The 17,474-nt window shown below is 48.4% G+C and carries 12 protein-coding genes and 1 pseudogene; 10 read left to right on the top strand and 3 right to left on the bottom strand.

Annotated features, from left to right (window positions below; genetic code table 11):
* Positions 1–176: 176 nt before the first annotated feature.
* The 8 genes and pseudogenes from ACTG2W_RS05010 (at position 177) to ACTG2W_RS04975 (ending at position 10,492) form a co-directional block, all read left to right on the top strand.
* Positions 177–1,097 (top strand): DUF808 domain-containing protein, encoded by a 921-nt coding sequence (locus tag ACTG2W_RS05010; RefSeq protein WP_047437405.1) that lies wholly within the window; start codon positions 177–179, stop codon positions 1,095–1,097.
* A gap of 123 nt (positions 1,098–1,220) precedes the next feature.
* Positions 1,221–2,387: pseudogene (locus ACTG2W_RS05005) on the top strand (M3 family metallopeptidase); the annotation flags it as partial.
* Between the two features lie 106 nt (positions 2,388–2,493).
* Complete coding sequence (locus ACTG2W_RS05000) at positions 2,494–4,056, top strand: site-specific integrase (protein ID WP_102988531.1); 1,563 nt, start codon at positions 2,494–2,496, stop codon at positions 4,054–4,056.
* Between the two features lie 19 nt (positions 4,057–4,075).
* Positions 4,076–5,980 carry a hypothetical protein gene (locus ACTG2W_RS04995; RefSeq protein ID WP_127908162.1) on the top strand — a complete coding sequence of 635 codons (1,905 nt, stop codon included), beginning with the start codon at positions 4,076–4,078 and terminating at the stop codon, positions 5,978–5,980.
* Positions 5,973–7,901 carry a hypothetical protein gene (locus tag ACTG2W_RS04990; protein ID WP_127908163.1) on the top strand — a complete coding sequence of 643 codons (1,929 nt, stop codon included), beginning with the start codon at positions 5,973–5,975 and terminating at the stop codon, positions 7,899–7,901. The genes ACTG2W_RS04995 and ACTG2W_RS04990 overlap by 8 nt, the downstream gene beginning before the upstream one ends.
* A complete protein-coding gene (locus ACTG2W_RS04985) occupies positions 7,898–8,350 on the top strand; it encodes a hypothetical protein (protein WP_102988533.1) in 453 nt (150 codons plus the stop codon). The genes ACTG2W_RS04990 and ACTG2W_RS04985 overlap by 4 nt, the downstream gene beginning before the upstream one ends.
* A gap of 401 nt (positions 8,351–8,751) precedes the next feature.
* Positions 8,752–9,327 carry a LexA family protein gene (locus tag ACTG2W_RS04980; RefSeq protein ID WP_102988535.1) on the top strand — a complete coding sequence of 192 codons (576 nt, stop codon included), beginning with the start codon at positions 8,752–8,754 and terminating at the stop codon, positions 9,325–9,327.
* A gap of 91 nt (positions 9,328–9,418) precedes the next feature.
* Positions 9,419–10,492 (top strand): DNA methyltransferase, encoded by a 1,074-nt coding sequence (locus tag ACTG2W_RS04975; protein ID WP_440016078.1) that lies wholly within the window; start codon positions 9,419–9,421, stop codon positions 10,490–10,492.
* A 21-nt stretch (positions 10,493–10,513) separates the two neighbouring features.
* Here the strand turns inward: ACTG2W_RS04975 and istB are convergent, their stop codons facing one another.
* Positions 10,514–11,269, bottom strand: coding sequence for an IS21-like element ISAs29 family helper ATPase IstB (gene istB, locus ACTG2W_RS04970; RefSeq protein WP_059296348.1), 756 nt, complete (start codon positions 11,267–11,269; stop codon positions 10,514–10,516).
* 14 nt (positions 11,270–11,283) lie between these two features.
* A complete protein-coding gene (istA, locus tag ACTG2W_RS04965) occupies positions 11,284–12,825 on the bottom strand; it encodes an IS21 family transposase (RefSeq protein ID WP_164535986.1) in 1,542 nt (513 codons plus the stop codon).
* 245 nt (positions 12,826–13,070) lie between these two features.
* On the opposite strand from istA, the gene ACTG2W_RS04960 reads away from it, so the two are divergent.
* Both ACTG2W_RS04960 and ACTG2W_RS04955 read left to right on the top strand, forming a co-directional pair.
* On the top strand, positions 13,071–14,102 hold the full coding sequence (locus tag ACTG2W_RS04960; RefSeq protein WP_440016077.1) for a DNA methyltransferase: 1,032 nt from the start codon (positions 13,071–13,073) through the stop codon (positions 14,100–14,102).
* On the top strand, positions 14,080–16,470 hold the full coding sequence (locus ACTG2W_RS04955; protein ID WP_127908164.1) for a hypothetical protein: 2,391 nt from the start codon (positions 14,080–14,082) through the stop codon (positions 16,468–16,470). The genes ACTG2W_RS04960 and ACTG2W_RS04955 overlap by 23 nt, the downstream gene beginning before the upstream one ends.
* A gap of 201 nt (positions 16,471–16,671) precedes the next feature.
* On the opposite strand, the gene ACTG2W_RS04950 is transcribed toward ACTG2W_RS04955, so the two are convergent.
* Positions 16,672–17,355 carry a metallophosphoesterase family protein gene (locus tag ACTG2W_RS04950; RefSeq protein ID WP_227656869.1) on the bottom strand — a complete coding sequence of 228 codons (684 nt, stop codon included), beginning with the start codon at positions 17,353–17,355 and terminating at the stop codon, positions 16,672–16,674.
* Positions 17,356–17,474 lie beyond the last annotated feature (119 nt).

The raw sequence follows: 17,474 nt of genomic DNA, 5'->3' as shown, positions 1-17,474 counted from the left end.
TTACACTGTGCCATCTTTTGCCCGAAAGACGTAACCCCCCGATGGCGAGCGCCGGATTTTTGGCTCGGCCGATGATGGCCTGCGATCGCCATGAGGTGGTCCTGTTGACCCTGGTGGTTATCGGGATGTACATCTCTCTCGCGGTGTTGTTCTCACTGATATAAGGAATCTTTGATATGGCCGGAACCAGTTTGTTGGCCCTGCTCGACGATATCGCCAGCGTGCTCGATGACGTGGCGCTGATGACCAAGATGGCGGCCAAGAAGACCGCCGGGGTGTTGGGTGATGATCTGGCCCTCAACGCGGAGCAGGTCTCCGGGGTGCGCGCCGAGCGGGAGTTGCCGGTGGTGTGGGCGGTGGCTAAGGGGTCATTTCGCAACAAGCTGATTTTGGTGCCCGCCGCCATCGCCATCAGTGCCCTAGTGCCCTGGCTTATCACGCCGCTCTTGATGCTGGGAGGTGCCTACCTCTGCTTTGAGGGGGCCGAGAAGCTGGCCCACAAGTTCCTGTCTCATGAAGTGAGCGAGGGGGAGGCACATACAGCCCTCATTCCCGATGATCTGGTGGCCTTCGAGCAGCAGAAGGTGAAGGGAGCGATCCGCACCGATTTTATTCTCTCTGCCGAGATCATCGTTATCGCCCTTGGCACGGTACAGGGAGCAAGCCTCGCGCTGCAGCTCTCGGTAGTGGCGGGCATCGCCCTGCTGATGACCATCGGGGTCTACGGGTTGGTGGGGCTGATCGTCAAGCTCGATGACATCGGTCTGCATCTGCTGCAAAAAACCGATGGCAGCGCCCTGCGCCGCGCGGTGGGGCAGGGACTGCTGGTGACTGCGCCCCGTCTGATGCACCTGCTGGCACTGGTAGGGACGATCGCCATGTTTATGGTGGGCGGCGGCATTCTGGTGCATGGCTGGCCCTTTGCCCATCACCTGATTGAAGGTGCCGCCGCCGTTGTCGCCACCCTGCCCACAGTGGGGGCCGTACTGGCGGCGGTGACGCCGACTCTGCTCAACGCCGTGGCCGGTGTGGTGGTGGGTCTGCTGCTGGTTGCTGTGATGACGCTGGTGAGCCGTCTTGCCCCGGCCAAGGTATAAGCGAGCTTGCGGGCCATTGTCTCTTTTTTCCTCTCTTCATTTTTTGGCCTTCGGGTTGCCCGGTTTCGGACTTGCTGCCCGCAGGTCTGTTGCGCCTCCCGATAAAGGCCTTTGCGAGAAGCTATGTATCAACAACAGTGGAATAACGACCATATCTACCCGGGCCTCGACAGCCCGGAGCTGGAAGCGGACATGCGCGCTGCTCGCCACGCGCTGGAAGAGCTGGCCAGCTATATGGCAGGTCTGGACGGGGTGCGCGGCGATGACGCAGCGCTGCAGGATTTTTTGCGGGAAGTGCGGCTGCGCGCCCGCGATATTCGCCATGTCGGCTGGAACGTCGCCATTCTGGCCGCCTGCCGTGGCAGTCAGGATGCGCGGGATCCGCAGGCCAAACAGCTGGCGTCCCGTGCTCGCGCCCTTAATGCCGATCTGTTCAAGACCCTGGCGCCGGTGGAAGATCTGATGCTGGCGTTGCCGGAAGAGGAATTCGCCGCGCTGATGAGTGATTCGCTGCTCGGCGAGGAGGCGTACCGCTTGGGCCATGAGCGTCGTTTGCAGGATCAGCGCTTGCCGGTGGCGGCGGAGCAGCTGGTGATTGGTCTGGGCACCGATGGTCTGCACGCCTGGGGCAACCTCTATAACGATCTGGTGGGCAAGATCAGCTTGACCATTGATGGCCGCGAGATGGGGCTGGCCGAGGCGAGCAATCTGCTCTCCAGCCCGATACGTGCGCTGCGTTTAGAAGCCTTTGATGCCATCAGCGCCGGTTGGGAAGGGGAGCAGGAGACGGTCGCCGCTATCCTCAATGCCATCAACGGCTGGCGGCTGGAGCTGGCCCGTCAGCGCGGCAAAACCCGTGTGCTCGATGCGCTGGATCTCTCCTGCCACCAGAGCCATATCGAGCGTGCCACCCTCGATGCCCTGATGAGCGAAACCTGGCGAGCCCGTGGGTTGGGCCAGCGGGCGCTGGAGCTTATGGCCGAGCGCCTTGGTTTCGACGATCTGGGGCCGGAGGATCTCTTTGCGCCGCCGCCAGCTTCCAGCAGCCGTGACATTCCTTTTGATGAGGCGATCGAGTTGATTGCCGATGCCTTTAGCCGTTTCGATCCCGAGATGGGTGCATTTGCCCGCATGATGGCCGAGAAGGGGTGGATTGATGCTGCGCCCACGCCAAATCGCCGTACAGGCGCCTACTGCACCAAGTTTGCCGAACCGGTCGAACCGCGGGTCTTTGTTACCTATGCCGGCACCATGGATAACGTCATTACCCTGGCCCATGAGCTGGGTCACTGATGCACTTAATATACCAAATAACAAAAATGCACTTTTAAATCCTTTCACAAGTTGAGAATGCCACCTATAGTCAAGTCCATAACAACTGGCTATTGGCGTATCCATGCAGATTACATACAGAGTGGAGCCTTCCACGATATCTCCCTATATCTACAAACGCCCATTGGTAACTGTTGATGAAGAAAATGGTGAGGTCGGTTTCACCACTAGAAGCAGTGGCAAGGGCGTTGTGGTTAAGCGTGTTACGCTGCTGAACCTTGTTGGGTATGACGAAGAAGATAAACTCGTAAGCTTTGAGCCAATGCATTATGTGAATGAATATCTCCTCTCTCATCATATCGACAAATCAAAGTTGGAATCAGATCAGCTCTCACGAGCACTGGGACACTACTTCACATTCATTATTTCCATCCAAGCATTGTGGGATTTAGATTACGATGAGGATACATTCGATGAGTTGTACGATGCCCCTCGACCTCGATGGGATTATTTCCCTAAAAGAAAATCTGAGAAGCTAACTTATTTGTACCGCGAAGCACTGAAAGACCTTGTATTAAATCAGCTAGATGATTCTGAACGAATGGCTCGAACCACGGCTAAAGCATATATTTCAGCTGTGGTTGGATTTTACAAATATCACCTTCGGAAAGGCTACAAATTTAATAATCCTCCTTTTGAACTCGAAATTGTGACGCTTAACTTTCAGGCTGGTGCATCAAAGATGAAAGCCTATACAAAGAAAGATGTCCACACGACAGACTTGCGATTGAGTTTTTCTAAGTCTAGTCGTAATGAAGGTGGTGTACTTGCGAACTATCGTCGGGACTTAAAGCCCCTCACTGACAAAGAGTGGGCGTTGGTTCAGAACATACTCATCAAAAGTAAGCGCATCATTAAGAATGTAAAGGGAGAGATGAGAATGCAATCGTTGGCGGTCGAATACTGCTTAGGCTTCATGGTGTGCCGCTACGCTGGATTGCGTAGAGAAGAAATGGCGAGTTTACACAGAGGTCAGATAGTTAAACCAATAGTTGTTATCCGTGATGGAAAAGAAGTCTTCGAAAAACCATTATTAAGTTTGGGGGTCGGTGGGCAATTCGGGTCATTGACAAAAACAAAAGAAGCAGGCAATAAATCACGAAAAACCATAATTCCCAGCATGTTGATGAATGCACTCTATGAGTACACGAAATCAGAACGCTACCAAAAACGTCTGGCAAAATTCAAAGATTATTGTCGTGAGCAAATGGTAGCGGGCAATACTGCAATATTCGAAGGCGATGATGCAATTGACAAGGATAAGGACTATATATTCATTTCCCAAAATGGGATACCATTAATTAGTCGCCCTTCTGACTTTACCTCTCGATGGGTAGAGGTGCGTAATACAATTAATCACACGAGTAAGCTGAACCACGAAATGCTAGGCTCATTGCATAACCTGCGCTCGACCTTTGCAGTTAACTTATTTCGTATGCTGTTAAAAAAAATGAAAGCTGACGAAGCATTAGCAATCGTTTCATCCTATCTTGGCCATGAAGAACAAAGCACAACATTAGAATATTTAAAGATTGCTGAAAATGCTCCAAGTGGTGACGAGATTTATGAGGACGTCCTCGATTATCTTGGATTATTTGATGACCTTGATGGGGTAATCCTGACTTAACTTGGAGATGGCGAATAAAATGTCTGGACGCAAACGAAAAGAAGCAAAGGTTATCAGCACACCTCGCTCTGAAGCGATCGAGCAGATAAGCATAAACCAAATGGTTATGATTGATAAAAACGGCGTTAAATTTTACATGAAACGCCTTAAGTATCGTGGAGTGCCTGAGTTAATATCAGGTACGGAGGGGGTAGCAGGTGATTTTAAAAAACCAGATGAATTAGTCGATGCAAATAGAGAAAAAATAATAATAGAACTCTATAGAGTCATGCCAAAATCAGACAATCTCATCAGCACCACAGCAATCGGTTACTTAAAGGCAGGGTTAATAAAATATTTTAAATACATAGATGAATTCGATTCTCAAGCAATACCATTCAGTATTAGCTCAATAAATAATTGCCTTGTTTACTATAACAAGAAGTCACTAAACGGTGTCGAGCCAACGATAGTCAATAGTATTAAAAGCGCTATCACATATTTTTTACGACTCATGGGGAGAGAAAATGACACAAGGTTATTAACTGCGGCCAACATACGTCGCCCATCCATAGTGAACGTGGCGTATGACATTGAGACGGAGCTTAAGCCGCTCTCTAAGATATTAATAAGGGGGCACAACTCATTTCTTTCTCACATTATGAATAACACAATTCCAGAGCTTCACCCTTTTTATGATGAGGCTCTTATTATTAAGATGGCGAAAGAAGAAAATCTGACTCAGAATATAGTGTACATAAAGCATGCCTTTAGAGCAACCTTGTTCCCGAATCGTATATTTCGAAAGAATAAAGAGTTAAACATCAGTTATATGCGTAAAATAGTAATGTTTAATCATGCTTCTCGTGGTGCTCTTTTTTTGTTTTTTATGCTGACAGGTATGAATGCAGGCGTTTTACAATCTATGCGCAGAAAAGATGTTATCTTCAAGGATATAGGTTCGGGGAAATTTATTTTTAACGGCATAAAATACCGAGCCAGAAATAAAGAGGTTGATAACGCTCTTGGTTTTTCATCTTCTACACGAAGACTGATCGAGGAATGGTTAAGTGCGACCACGGTAATTTATAAAACCCTCAATATTGACTGTATGGATGACATGCCATTATTACCATATATCAGATCGGATTTGAGTATTTCTGATTATAACAAAGCTCGCGATATCGCAAGCTGTATAAATTTTTTAATTAGAAGGTTGCTACCATTCAGAATAAACGCGACAAGACTCAGAAAGACTAAGTCAGACATCTTGATGCGGGTTACAGAGGATATGTATCTTGTTTCTCAAGGCTTAAATAACAGCGTAGAGGTCGTCCGAAAATCATACTCTTCCGGTATTAAGAGTGATCATGATCGTAATCTTTCCGCAGCAATGGAAGCGCAAGCTGCCATTTCAAAAGGCGAAAAAATAAATCAAGCTATTGAATACGCAAAAATATTACACTCAGATATACTTGCTGAATACGATTATAAAGAAAGGCTCAGTCGAAATGAAATACCTGTATATGAGATAACACCTTCCGGTGTGCGTTGCAGTGGTGATGATAGTTTGCAATCACAATTGGAGCGAAGGCTCAAAAACCTTGCGGTTGAACTAAACAAGGACGAGCATAAATGTACCAACTTTCTTGCCTGTTTTGACTGCGAAAGTCATGTTCTTGTTGCTTCAGAATCAGATATATGGATGATGTTTTCTTTTTATCAACAAATCCTGGATATAAAAGAACTACCATCACAGAACTCAATCCCAAAATCTAAACTATACGAAATAGAATCGATTTTAAGCCGCACATTATTGCGATTTGAAAGTAAGGCGCCACAAGCGTACTATGGTGCAAAGGAAAAGTTTGAGTCTGAAGGCGCTCATCCTATCTATGTAAACATTAGAGGTTTGATAGACACACTGGAGATATTTAATGTCTGATCTTCACGCAAGCGCTGTACCTGACTTGAGAGAAAAAAATTTTGTTTCTTTTAACAGTGAAGGTCAGGGAGTATCCAGTATTTTTGATGATGTATGGGATTTCACTGCTCAAGGTGAAACCTTAAGATTATGCAGTTTCAAATCAATACCTCAGGAACATAAAGATAATATTAAGCGCTATCTTTACGCGATGATCGTACATGCAAGAGGTAAGCATAATGCAGAGCACATATCTGTAAGCAGAATTATTTATTGGCGAGATTGCCTTTGTTACCTTCTCAGGTCATGGGGGAATTCTGAATTTTCCCTTTTATCCAATGACTATGAGTGGAGAAAGATCAAGTTGTCTCTCAACGGGAAATATTCAATCAGAACACTCAAGAGCATTATGAGCACGATAAATGGCCTCAGTGAGACTGGTTTAGTGTCTAGATATATCATAAATAGTGAGATTCAGCCGCTTGCTATTAATAAACAAGGTCAACAATACATAGCCCTTCCATCAACTATGCATGCACTTGTTCTGGAACAAGTAACGAGAACTATTGATAAATACTACGAGTATCGTCATGAGATATCCAATGTAATGTCAAGTTTCCTTGAACTTTACGACGTGATGATGAATAAAAGAGAATTAAAAAGATCGTCAGTCAAAGGTGCTTTTAATAGAGCAATAAAAAGTCAAGTTCATCACAAAATACCTGACTTTAGATTTACAGCCATAACGGGAGAGTGGGTAAAAAGCATTGTTATGCACTGTCTGATTGCCGTAGGTCTCTTCTCTGGTGCCAGACGTAATGAGCTATTGTCTTTTCAGCGAGACAGCTATGCCATAATAAATGGCGTTCCTGTACTAAAAGGTACCACTTTCAAAGGAAATCAGGGTATTCCAATAACAACAACGTGGGTGACACATCCACTCGCTGAAAAAGCATTAACATTGGCATATGACGTAACTGAGTACTCAAGGAAAATTTATAAAAAGGGTCTGCAAAAAGCATTCTCAAACGAACTATTAAGCAAAGACGAATATGAAAGGAGTCTTAAGGAAATTAACTCGGTTTTTATTACAACTGATATGAGAAGATTTTTTAATGGTAAGCTTGGTACGTCTTATATTCTTCATCCAAAAGAGCTGGGAAACTACTTCGATATTTCAGCTACACCAGATGAGGTGACTGAATTTGATACTTTAAACCCCAGCTGGGTAGGCGAAATGGACGTCGGCGGTGGTTTACCTGCATTTTCTCTTCATAGCCTGAGGCGCTCCTTTGCAGTATTCATGGTGCGTAATAGATTGGGGAACACACAAGCAATAAAGTATCAGTACAAGCATCAAAGCATTAGCATGTCCGCCTGGTATGCCAATCATGCAGAACTAGCACGAATGGAGAATGTTCTTCTGGATGAAGAACTTTTGGGCATGGTAAAAGAGGTTAATATTGATATCGCGATTGATGCTTTTGATGATATCTATAACCAAAGCGAAACCCTGTCCGGTGGAGGTGGTGAGCGCGTTGCTAATGAAAAAGAATATGCGTTGAAACGAGGTGAAAAAGTTGTCATGAACCGAAGTGAAATAGGTAGACTGGTTCGCAACAACTCCTTGTCTATTGTTCTACTCCCAACAGGCGCATATTGCACCAACGCTGACTGTGAGCGACTCTGCTCTATTGAGTCCTTTGTAGCTGAAACAAGAGAATGTGAACATCAGGTTATTACATACAAAGGTGCAAAGATAATGGCAAAGCAGCGTGAAAGATTAGTGAAGGCATTTTTGGATATGAATGCTATGGGTGACCAAGCATATTCAAGGATTTTAGTGGGATACAAACAAAAAATACTTTTAATCGAACAAACACTGAAAAAACACAATATTAATTTTGAACCATTCATTGAAAAAGTTGAGGCGCAGTCATGAGTAAAGAGTTAACGGAGTCACGTTTACATGCAGCCTTAAATAGACTCTTGGAAGGAAAACCAGTTAAAGTAAAAGCAACAGGCAAGCTGACGCTTAACAAGATAAACAATGAGGCAGGTCTGGGGAACAGTTACATTCACAAGTTCCCCGATTTCTTGAAGTATGCCAATCCCATAATCGAAGAACATAACGTTAATCGTGAAAAAACTATGGCAACAGGGCTTGATATCGATATCGAGGTTCCCCTGCCAGAGCTCGATAGGCTTAAGTCAGAGTTGGCAAGGGAGCGTAAGTTAAAAGACAGGTATCGGCTTGAAAGAAATAACGCTATTGCAGCTAGAAAAATACTTGAATCAGAACATGCCAACTTGATGTTTCGGGCGTTAGAAATGCAGGAAGAGATTGCCACACTAAAACCGGTGGCTCGCCTTAATGTTAATAAAACATAATTCATACTTGGTGCATCAAAATGTTTGTGATGCTACAAAAATACTTTAATTAATCACGTGAGATGAAATAAATTGTATCCCTTGTAAACAAGATTTCAATAGTTTAATTACGACTGTCGCTATCAATTGTGGCCGAGGGCATCATTGTTTGTTGGCTGATTTATAAACTCCCCTTTCCACATAACGCTCTTGCTTTACTATCGAGCACTGCGTGAAACCATACCTTTGGCTATGACAGAACCGCGTACGGCCCTTGATGAAGAAGAGGACGTGTTGGACCGTCATCGGCAGCATGATTACAATATTGTAGAGCGCCCGTACTATATTCATGGACGTTTCATATATCCGCTTGCAATGGAACGAATGTTCTATAGAATCATGTCTATTGTGAGGAGATATGCATGAACCGGGACAAGGAATATCTCTCCAAACTTCAGGACTACTACGCGAAGCATCGTATCCTGCCATCCTTCTCCGGGGTGGGGGCATTGGTGGGGATGAAATCAAAATCGGCCGTCTCCGTTATGGTGGGGCGGCTGATGGAGCTGGGCTATCTTGCCTATGCCCCAGACCGCCGGATTCAACCGGGGAAACGCTTTTTTGAGCGGGATGTAGCTGGCACCATTCAGGCAGGCTTGCCCCGCCCGGCCAACGACTTAGTGGTCGAAGCGTGCTCGATAGATGAGTATCTTATTGAATCCCCATCGCGAACCGTGATGCTGACGATCAGAGGCGAGTCGATGATCGAAGCTGGATTGATGCCGGGAGATACAGTGATTGTCAAGAAAGGCGTTCCCGCGAAACAGGGGGATATCGTAGTTGCTATTGTCGACAACGAGTTCACTGTAAAGTACTTGGAACAGGACAAGGTGGGTTTTTATCTGCGGCCTGGTAACGAGGCGTTCCCACTGATCCGACCCCATGACCATCTGGAGATATTCGGTCTAGTGGTCGGAGCCTTCAGGAAGTATGCATAACATTTTTATCGTTCGCGAACCAGTTCAGCCTGCTTGGGTTGTTACAATTCGCGATCACAACAGATGCCCAAACGGGATAGGAATATGAATTATGACGAACCAGCAGCCAAAGGGCTCGCCGCCTGAGAAAGACTCTCTGAATTCGGTTGACTTAGGTAGCAATCATTACGATAGCTTACCTCGATCTGCTTTAATCCGACTGTTACAAGCACACGATGCGGCTAATGTTGAGGCTGGGCGTCATGGTATAGTGATGAACTATACGGGACGTACCGCTCCGTGGCAGATCATCCGCCAGGTAAAGCCGAAACTGCATCGCATAGTAAAAAAATATTCTGTCGAAGACGAAAGTGCGCAGTCCCACAATGAGATTTGGGATGGCGAAAATCTGTCCACAATGGTGACATTATACAAACATCGGGGGCAAGTAGATCTAATCGTAACAGATCCACCCTACAATACAGGTGAGGATTTTCGCTATAACGATAAGTGGGATAAAGATCCCAATGACCCCGATCTTGGTGAGCTAGTTCCAAAGGATGATGGCTCTCGTCATAGCAAATGGCTAAAATTTATGACGCCTCGCATCTGGATGATGCGAGAAATGTTAAAGCCAAGCGGCGTCATTGCGATTTGCATCGATCATCGCGAGTTATATCGTCTTGGTATGCTGATGGATGAGATTTTCAAAGAAGAAAACCGAATTGGTATTATCAATTGGCAAAAATCCTACGCCCCGAAATCCGACTCTAAGCATATTTCTACAGCTACTGAATATGTACTTATCTATGCTAAAGAAGCTGATCGCTCTAAGACTAACCTTGAAGAGCGAACAGAGGCTATGGATTCAATTTATGGGAATCCGGATGGCGACCCTGAAGGCCTGTGGGATAGTAAAAAAACAGGAGGAAACCCAACTGCTTCCAGTGGAGATGCAAAATCTGCTTACGGAATTCAATCTCCATTTACTGGCGAGATGCACTACCCTGGCTCAAATTATTGGCGTTCAGCGAAAGCATCAATGAAAGCTTGGCTCGAGGAATGGGGATCTGAATACGAAGAAAAAATTATCGATGATAATGTTAGCTTAACAAACAAAGCTGGAATGCGTATTCCGGCGAAGTTGAACAGCCATTCCGGCCAACGTGAACACCCTGATCCTTAACGCGCTCACGTCATCCCGTTTCTAACTCGACTGTTCAGATTGGGTCAACTCACTTCTCCTCTTTCTCATCGATTCTCCCTTCAGTGACAGCCGGTGAGCGTTGTGCATCAGCCGGTCCAGGATCGCATCTGCCAGGGTGTTGTCACCCAAGCTCGCGTACCACTCTTCAGTTGGCAGCTGACTGACTACTACCGTCGAGTATTTCCCGTACCGATCATCCATGATCTCCAGCAGGGCGTTGCGCTGCTCGGCATTCACCGCTTCCAGTCCCCAGTCATCGAGGACCAGTAGCTCTATCCTGGCCAGTTGACCCAGCAGTCTGGCGTAACTGCCATCTACCTTGGCCTGGCTCAGCTCAAGTAGCAGACGCGGCAGCCGGTAGTAACGAGTGCTATGCCCTTGCTGACAGGCTTGGTAGCCCAGCGCACAAGCCAGGTAGGTTTTTCCACAGCCACAGGGGCCGGTAATGAGCAGGTTCTGGCCTCGGCGCAGCCACTCTCCTTGGGCCAGGTTTGCAACCTGTGACCGCTCCAGGTTGCGTGCAGACTGGTAGTCCACCTCTTGCACCGTGGCTTGGAGTTTGAGCCGCGCCTGCTTGACTAGCCGAGCTTGTTTACGTTGCTCCCGGCTCAGTTGTTCGTGTTCGACCAGCAGGCTTAGACGCTCGATGAAGGGCAGCCCTTCGTAGGTACTGGCCTGTTCCAGTTGTTGTTGCACTGCATCCGCCATGCCGGTCAGTTTCAGGTTTCTCAGGCGGGTCAGGGTTTGTTGGGTCATGGGGCGTATCCTCTTTAGTGGAAGCTCTGGGGGCCACGGATGTTCTCGTGCTCTTGCGGTAACTCTGGGTAGCTCAGCGGGCTTTCGGGCAGTTGGTCGCGGCCACTGGTCAGCACCGACTTGAGCTGTTTGAGTCGCACCAGTCCTTCCCGATTAGCCAACTGACAGCAGGCCTCGACCCGTGATGGCGGATACTCCCGGCTAAGACTCAGTAGCCCCAGGCAGAGTCGGTATGCCTGCTCGACATGGGCTTTCTCTTCCAGCCGTTCGCTCACCCAGCACAAGGTGCCCGGTCCGATATCAGCAGCCCACTGCTTGAGACGGCCTGGCGTCCAGCGTTGCTGCTTGCTGTGGCGTTCCGGCATGTGCTCCGGGATCGTGCTCATCCCCGGGATGGTTTTACGCGGATGGCTCGCGACCAGCTGTTGCTGGTGATAGACCTGAAGCAAAGTGTCGCCAGCATGGAGCTCCAGTTGCTGGCCCACATACTGGTGTGGCACCGAGTAGTGGTGCTGCTCATAGCTGACGTGATAGTCGATGTTGACCTTGACCGTTTTGATGGCGACATAGCGATAGGGATGCACCGGCAGTGGTCCCAGCGCCGGGCGGTCCAACTGCTCAAACGCCTCGCGCCGGTTACCGGGCAGTTGCTTGAACGGGCGCTCGTTGAGTTCGTCCAGCAAGGCCCGGATGCACTGGTTGAGCTCGGCCAGCGAGAAAAAGGTCTGGTGGCGCAAGCGGGCGAGGATCCAGCGCTCGACGATCTGCACACCCACCTCAGCCTTGGCTTTATCCTTGGGCTTGTAAGGGCGAGCTGGCATCACTGCCACCTGATAGTGCTCGGCCAACTGCTGGTAGCTGGGGTTGAGCTCGGGATCGTATCGGCAAGCCTTGCTGACACCGCTTTTGAGGTTGTCGGGGATCAGCAGTGCAGGTGTACCGCCGAAAAACTCAAAGGCACGGACATGGCTTTGCAACCAGTCCGGCAGTGACTGTGACCAGGTAGCCTCGGCAAAGGTGTAGTTGGACGCACCAAGCACGGCGACAAAGATCTGGGCCTGACGGACCTCCCCCGTGGAGAGCGAGGCGATGGGCACCGTGGGCCCGCAGTAGTCGATAAAGAGCTTTTCCCCCGCCTTGTGGATCTGGCGCATGGAGCGCTTTTGCAACTGACACCAGGATTTGTAACGGTCGCAGAACTGGGAGTAGCTGTAACAGCTGTTGGGATAGCGCTGGGTGTACTCCTCCCAGAGCAGTTGTTTGGAGACCCCCTTACGCTTGAGCTCCTGATGGACAGAGGGCCAATCCGGTACAACATGGCGGGCCGAGATGGTGGTATCGGCCTGCGGATAGAACAGGGCCGCCAGTTGGCCATCATCAAGCTGGCTAGGTAAGGGCCAGGTCAGGCCGAGCGTCTGGGCACTTTTGAGGAGTTTCTGGATGGAGCCAACGCTGACCTTGGTGCAGCAACTTATCTGGCGAACAGAGAGGTCAGCTTCCAGCCGCAGTCGCAGCACTTCACGAATTTTACGCATTGCAATCCTCTTGGCAGACATAGGCTCTTCCCTGGCAAAAGGGAGAGCGTATCAAAGGTTGTTAAATCAATGCGTTAAGGATGATTCCGGTGAATGTGAACAGTGATTCCGGGATGTTGAACACTGTTTCCGGAAAGGAGGAGCAAAGTGTTCAGGTTGAGCCGGAATGAGCGTTCACATTGGTCCGGAAATGGTGTTCACGTTGAACCGGAATCGGTGTTCATGATCGGCCGGAATATGCAGGAAAGCAAATTCGTGTAAAAGCGTTGGTTTTAAAAGGGTGCAAATTCCGTAATGGCCAACCAATAGATAGCGATGATTTACTAAAAAAATCTAGACTTGCTGCGCAAAAAATATATGCACGAGGACAATGGCCAAAACTTTTCTTCACAAAAAAGGGGGATGGTGCTCCCCGATTAAAAACCTATCTGAAGGATGTTAAGAAAGGAAAGGTTCCACTGTCATGGTGGTCGAACGAAGATTATGATTCGCCTTTCGAAATTGGCAGCTCATCATGGGCTTATACAGAATCTGGCCATAGTCAGTCAGGAATCAAAGAGCTTACCGCTGTTGTTGGGCCGAATCATGGATTCCAAACTGTTAAGCCACTGCGTCTGATCAAGAAAATTATTCAACTGTGGTGCAAACCAGACGGATTGGTTTTAGATCCGTTTGCGGGCTCAGGAACCACTGGGCATGCAGTATTGGAATTGAATGCAGAAACTGGTGCGGAACGCAACTTCATTCTTATAGAGCAAGGAAATACCGAGAAGGGCGATCACTATGCATCAACTCTTACGGCTGATAGAGTCAAACGTGTTATCACCGGCCAATGGGCAAGTGGACCCACCAAGTCTATTGCCAGTGGATTTCGTTTCATTGAATTGAGGCGAGAGAAAATTGATGCCGAAGCTGTCAATACCCTTGCTCGTGAGGAAATGATCGATCTGCTCCTGACTAGTTATTGGGACCGAGCGGAAAAAGCAAAGTCCTACCTCCACCGTCTTCCTGCTGGCTCTTACAAGCATCTCTTTGCTGTCAATTCCCGCAAGGAGGGTTTTTTCCTAATTTGGGAAACGCCAGACAAGCCGTCTGTCCTCGACAAAACGGCGTTTCGCGAGATCGCGGAGGAAGCAAAACAAGCTGGGCTGGTTCTGCGTTATCACGTTTATGCTTCGATGGCTCCGTATACTGGTGGCAGCGTCGAGTTCTACAAAATTCCTGACAAGGTTCTTGAGCACATCGGATTCAATCCTCGTCAGGACTCATACAACAATGAAGGGACAGGTGATGCCTGATTTTGAGTTAAAGGTATTCCAATCAGACGCCGCAAAAACGATCGCCGATCGTTATGCATTTTTTGAGGCCCATCTGTATAGGCCACGGAAGGGTAACAAGCCCCGCCCATTTTTTCAGGCGCTTTCTGCCTTGACGGGAGCAGGTAAAACCCCAGTGCTTGCCCAGGCGGTGTCGCTGATGAGGACCCATTGCGCATGTGAGCCAATTGTTTTTTGGATGTCGAAGGCAAAGTCCGTCGTTGCTCAGACTTATACTAACTTTTGCCCTGGCGGGAAGTATGCTGAGATCGCAGACGGTTTCTCGGTTATTGGTATCGGCCAGCTTACTCCGGCGCACATTGAAGACGGTACGACGCCGCTGATGCTTTTGGCGACCACTGGGCTGTTTAACAACCGGGACCAGTCCGAAGGCAACCTTAACATCTACAAAAAGGACGCTGATATTTTCGGTGACAGTTCCCCATGGGAACGCCTGATAGCCAGAACGGCAGGGGGTCAGCGTCGTCCACTATTCGTCGTCTATGACGAAGGACATAACCTTTCAGAGCAGCAGTCGGAAATTCTTGCAGAATTAGAGCCGGACGCATACTTACTTGCCAGTGCAACCCTGAAGCTGCCTGCGAGCTTCAACAAGGCCGTAATCCAGCCAATCAGGCTGTGGGTGGATGAGGCCGCGCAGGATAGCAAGGTGTTTACTGACCTTGGTGCTGTTGATAATAGCGGAAATCCTGATGCACAGCGCTTTGTCACGACTGCAGTTGATAGTAAGAAGGTGGTCTCTGCTCAACTGGTTAAGAAGGCAATTCAGTTCGATGGCACGACGGCCCCGATGGAGAAATGCCTAGATGACCTCCACAAGCGGTTGGGGCTCATTGAGGACGAGATAGAGTCATGCGGCTTCGGCTTCAAACCGAAGGCTATATATGTCTGTAAAACCAACATTGCGGATGATGGCGAGAAAGATGACCATACCAAGCCCTTCGAGCATCGCAAGGCTCCACCAATTCGTATTTGGAGGTATCTTGTCGAGGAAAAGGGGATTGCGCCGGAAGAGATCGCTATCTATGCCAACTTATCTTTTGCCAACGGGAACAAGCCCGATGCGGTCAATTTATTTTCCAAGGGTGAGAACGATTTCGATGATTTCCGATCAGGAGATTACAAGCACATCATTTTCAACCTCTCGCTGCAAGAGGGCTGGGACGACCCTGCGTGCTATCTCGCCTACATCGATAAGAGCATGGGATCCTCTATTCAGGTGGAGCAGATCATCGGACGGGTACTGAGACAGTACAACGCCAAACACTACGACTCGCCCCTACTTAATAGTGCCCACTTTTTCCTACGTGTGGATAGTCAGAGCGTCTTCGCCGATGCCATTGGGGCTGTAAAAGAGAGACTCAAGGCCGAGGGCGCTCCTATCGAGATCACTGACAATTTTGGTGGTGGAGCAGGAGGAGTGGATGAGTTGACTCCGAAAGACGGGGTTGATGTTGTTATCCACCAGGTGCATGTCGATGCCTCGGACGCATGTATGCAGATCGCGGACATTGTCGCGGACTTTCCTGTTTTTACGGAGGGAGGGTCGGACACCTTGGGGCAGGCCCACACAGCATCCCAGATTATTGAACTTGACGGCCTGGCTAAGGAGGGCGGAGGCGCGGAATGGAAGGCTGATGGGCACACTAACCCGGTTCGGCTGCGCTGGCTAGTAAACACGGCCATCCGAGCACGCTCCAATCGAGCTTTGGCTGTGACCGATCTCAACGATCCAAAATTCGATGTCAGGGTGCAAATACAGAGCCCTGCAGAGCGCTATGCTATCAAGCTCGCAGCGGAAATCGTTTCAGCCTACTATGCTCATTCCGAACTTGCGTATGAGAGTGAGGCCCCATTCCGGTTTGGAGTACTTCGTACCGCCAAGAATGCGACAGCATTCCAAAATGGCCTATACGAGAAATACACCGGAATGAATAAATTTGAGGGGCCATTCGCTGCAGCTCTCGACGAGTCTGGTCATACTTGGCACCGTAACCCAAGCAGTGGTGGTTTCCATATACCGCTGCTGTCCGAAGGCGATACAGCCTCCTTCTACCCCGATTTCATCGTGTGGAAGGGAGGTTTAGTCTATTGTCTTGACACCAAGGGTGGGCATCTTTTGACTGACGCGGTTGCCCGTAAGCTCTTTGATATTCAAGAGGATGGGAAAACGAAGTTGCTCGTGCGCTTCATCACTGAGGGAAAGCAGACTGAATTGCGTGGTAGGGCAATAAAGGGAGGGTACACAGTCTGGAAAATGAAATCTGGAACTCCGACACCCATTCACGTAGCCGATCTTGATAAAGCAGTGAAGGAGTGTCTGAGATAAGCAACGCTTATAGCCAAAGTAGTTGAACGGGAAAGGAAACTACGTGTGCTTCTCATCGCACCTCTAAGGCAGCTGAGGCACTTAGAAATAAAGTGATTTGCCCCTCCGTAAGCGGCGGTTCGTTCAGTGCGCAGCATTGGGGCTTATTTCCAAGACCTCTAGGGGGCAGTGCAATCTGTTCTTCTGGAAAAGTCATAATTCTCAGCAAGTCAATTCAAACAAATCCCGCAAGCCGATATTCATATAGTTTTGTGAACCATAGTTGAAAGGATCGTGATGATGACCATGAATGATGAATTTTGCCTCTAGTGACTTAGCCAGCTTGTCGATAGCCTGAAAGCCATGAGGGTGGGCGCTTGGGGCCTCATGGGTTACAAGGATATCGGCCTTGAGACCATCGAAAGATTGTATGTCCTCGGGGAAAATTGAACTTCGATGCTTGCGAGGCAGGCCGCCTCGCCATAGGTTCCCTTTCCCACAGCGAGCCATGAAATCATTTTTGGTGATGTGTTGTGGCTCTTCAGGTGGATACCATACTTGATTACGAAAAATGCCACCAAGACCGGCAATTTTTAGTCCGTCAATTTCAATGACACGACCATGAAGGTTGCGGTCATGGTAAGTGAACAGATGATCGTAGTAGTGAACAGTATCTGTATCATGATTGCCATGGATGAACCAAATGTCAGTGGACTCCAGGATGGCAGCGAAGGTCTGCTCGAATGGCTGTGACATACACTGATCTCCCAGCATTATAACTGCTGCGGGCTTCGCCTGCTGAACACGCTGGATGATGTGGTCAAATTCTCCATGAGGGTCCCCACAAAATAAAATCATTATATATCCGTCTATTTTTAGATGATTGTTCTGCCTCTCGGAGAGCATCAAGTCATCTCTAGTGCCCGACATCATTGATGCTGCATGGTTCGATTGAGCATGCAACATCCGATGCAGAAGGTCTAGCTTTCAAAGAGCATATACAAGCGACTTATTGACCCATAATA

Origin of the sequence: Aeromonas sp. 96A (assembly GCF_051919165.1) — a bacterium.
Taxonomy (GTDB): domain Bacteria; phylum Pseudomonadota; class Gammaproteobacteria; order Enterobacterales; family Aeromonadaceae; genus Aeromonas; species Aeromonas veronii.
Note: the sequence above shows the minus strand (reverse complement) of the source record. Positions and strands in the feature narration are given on the sequence as shown.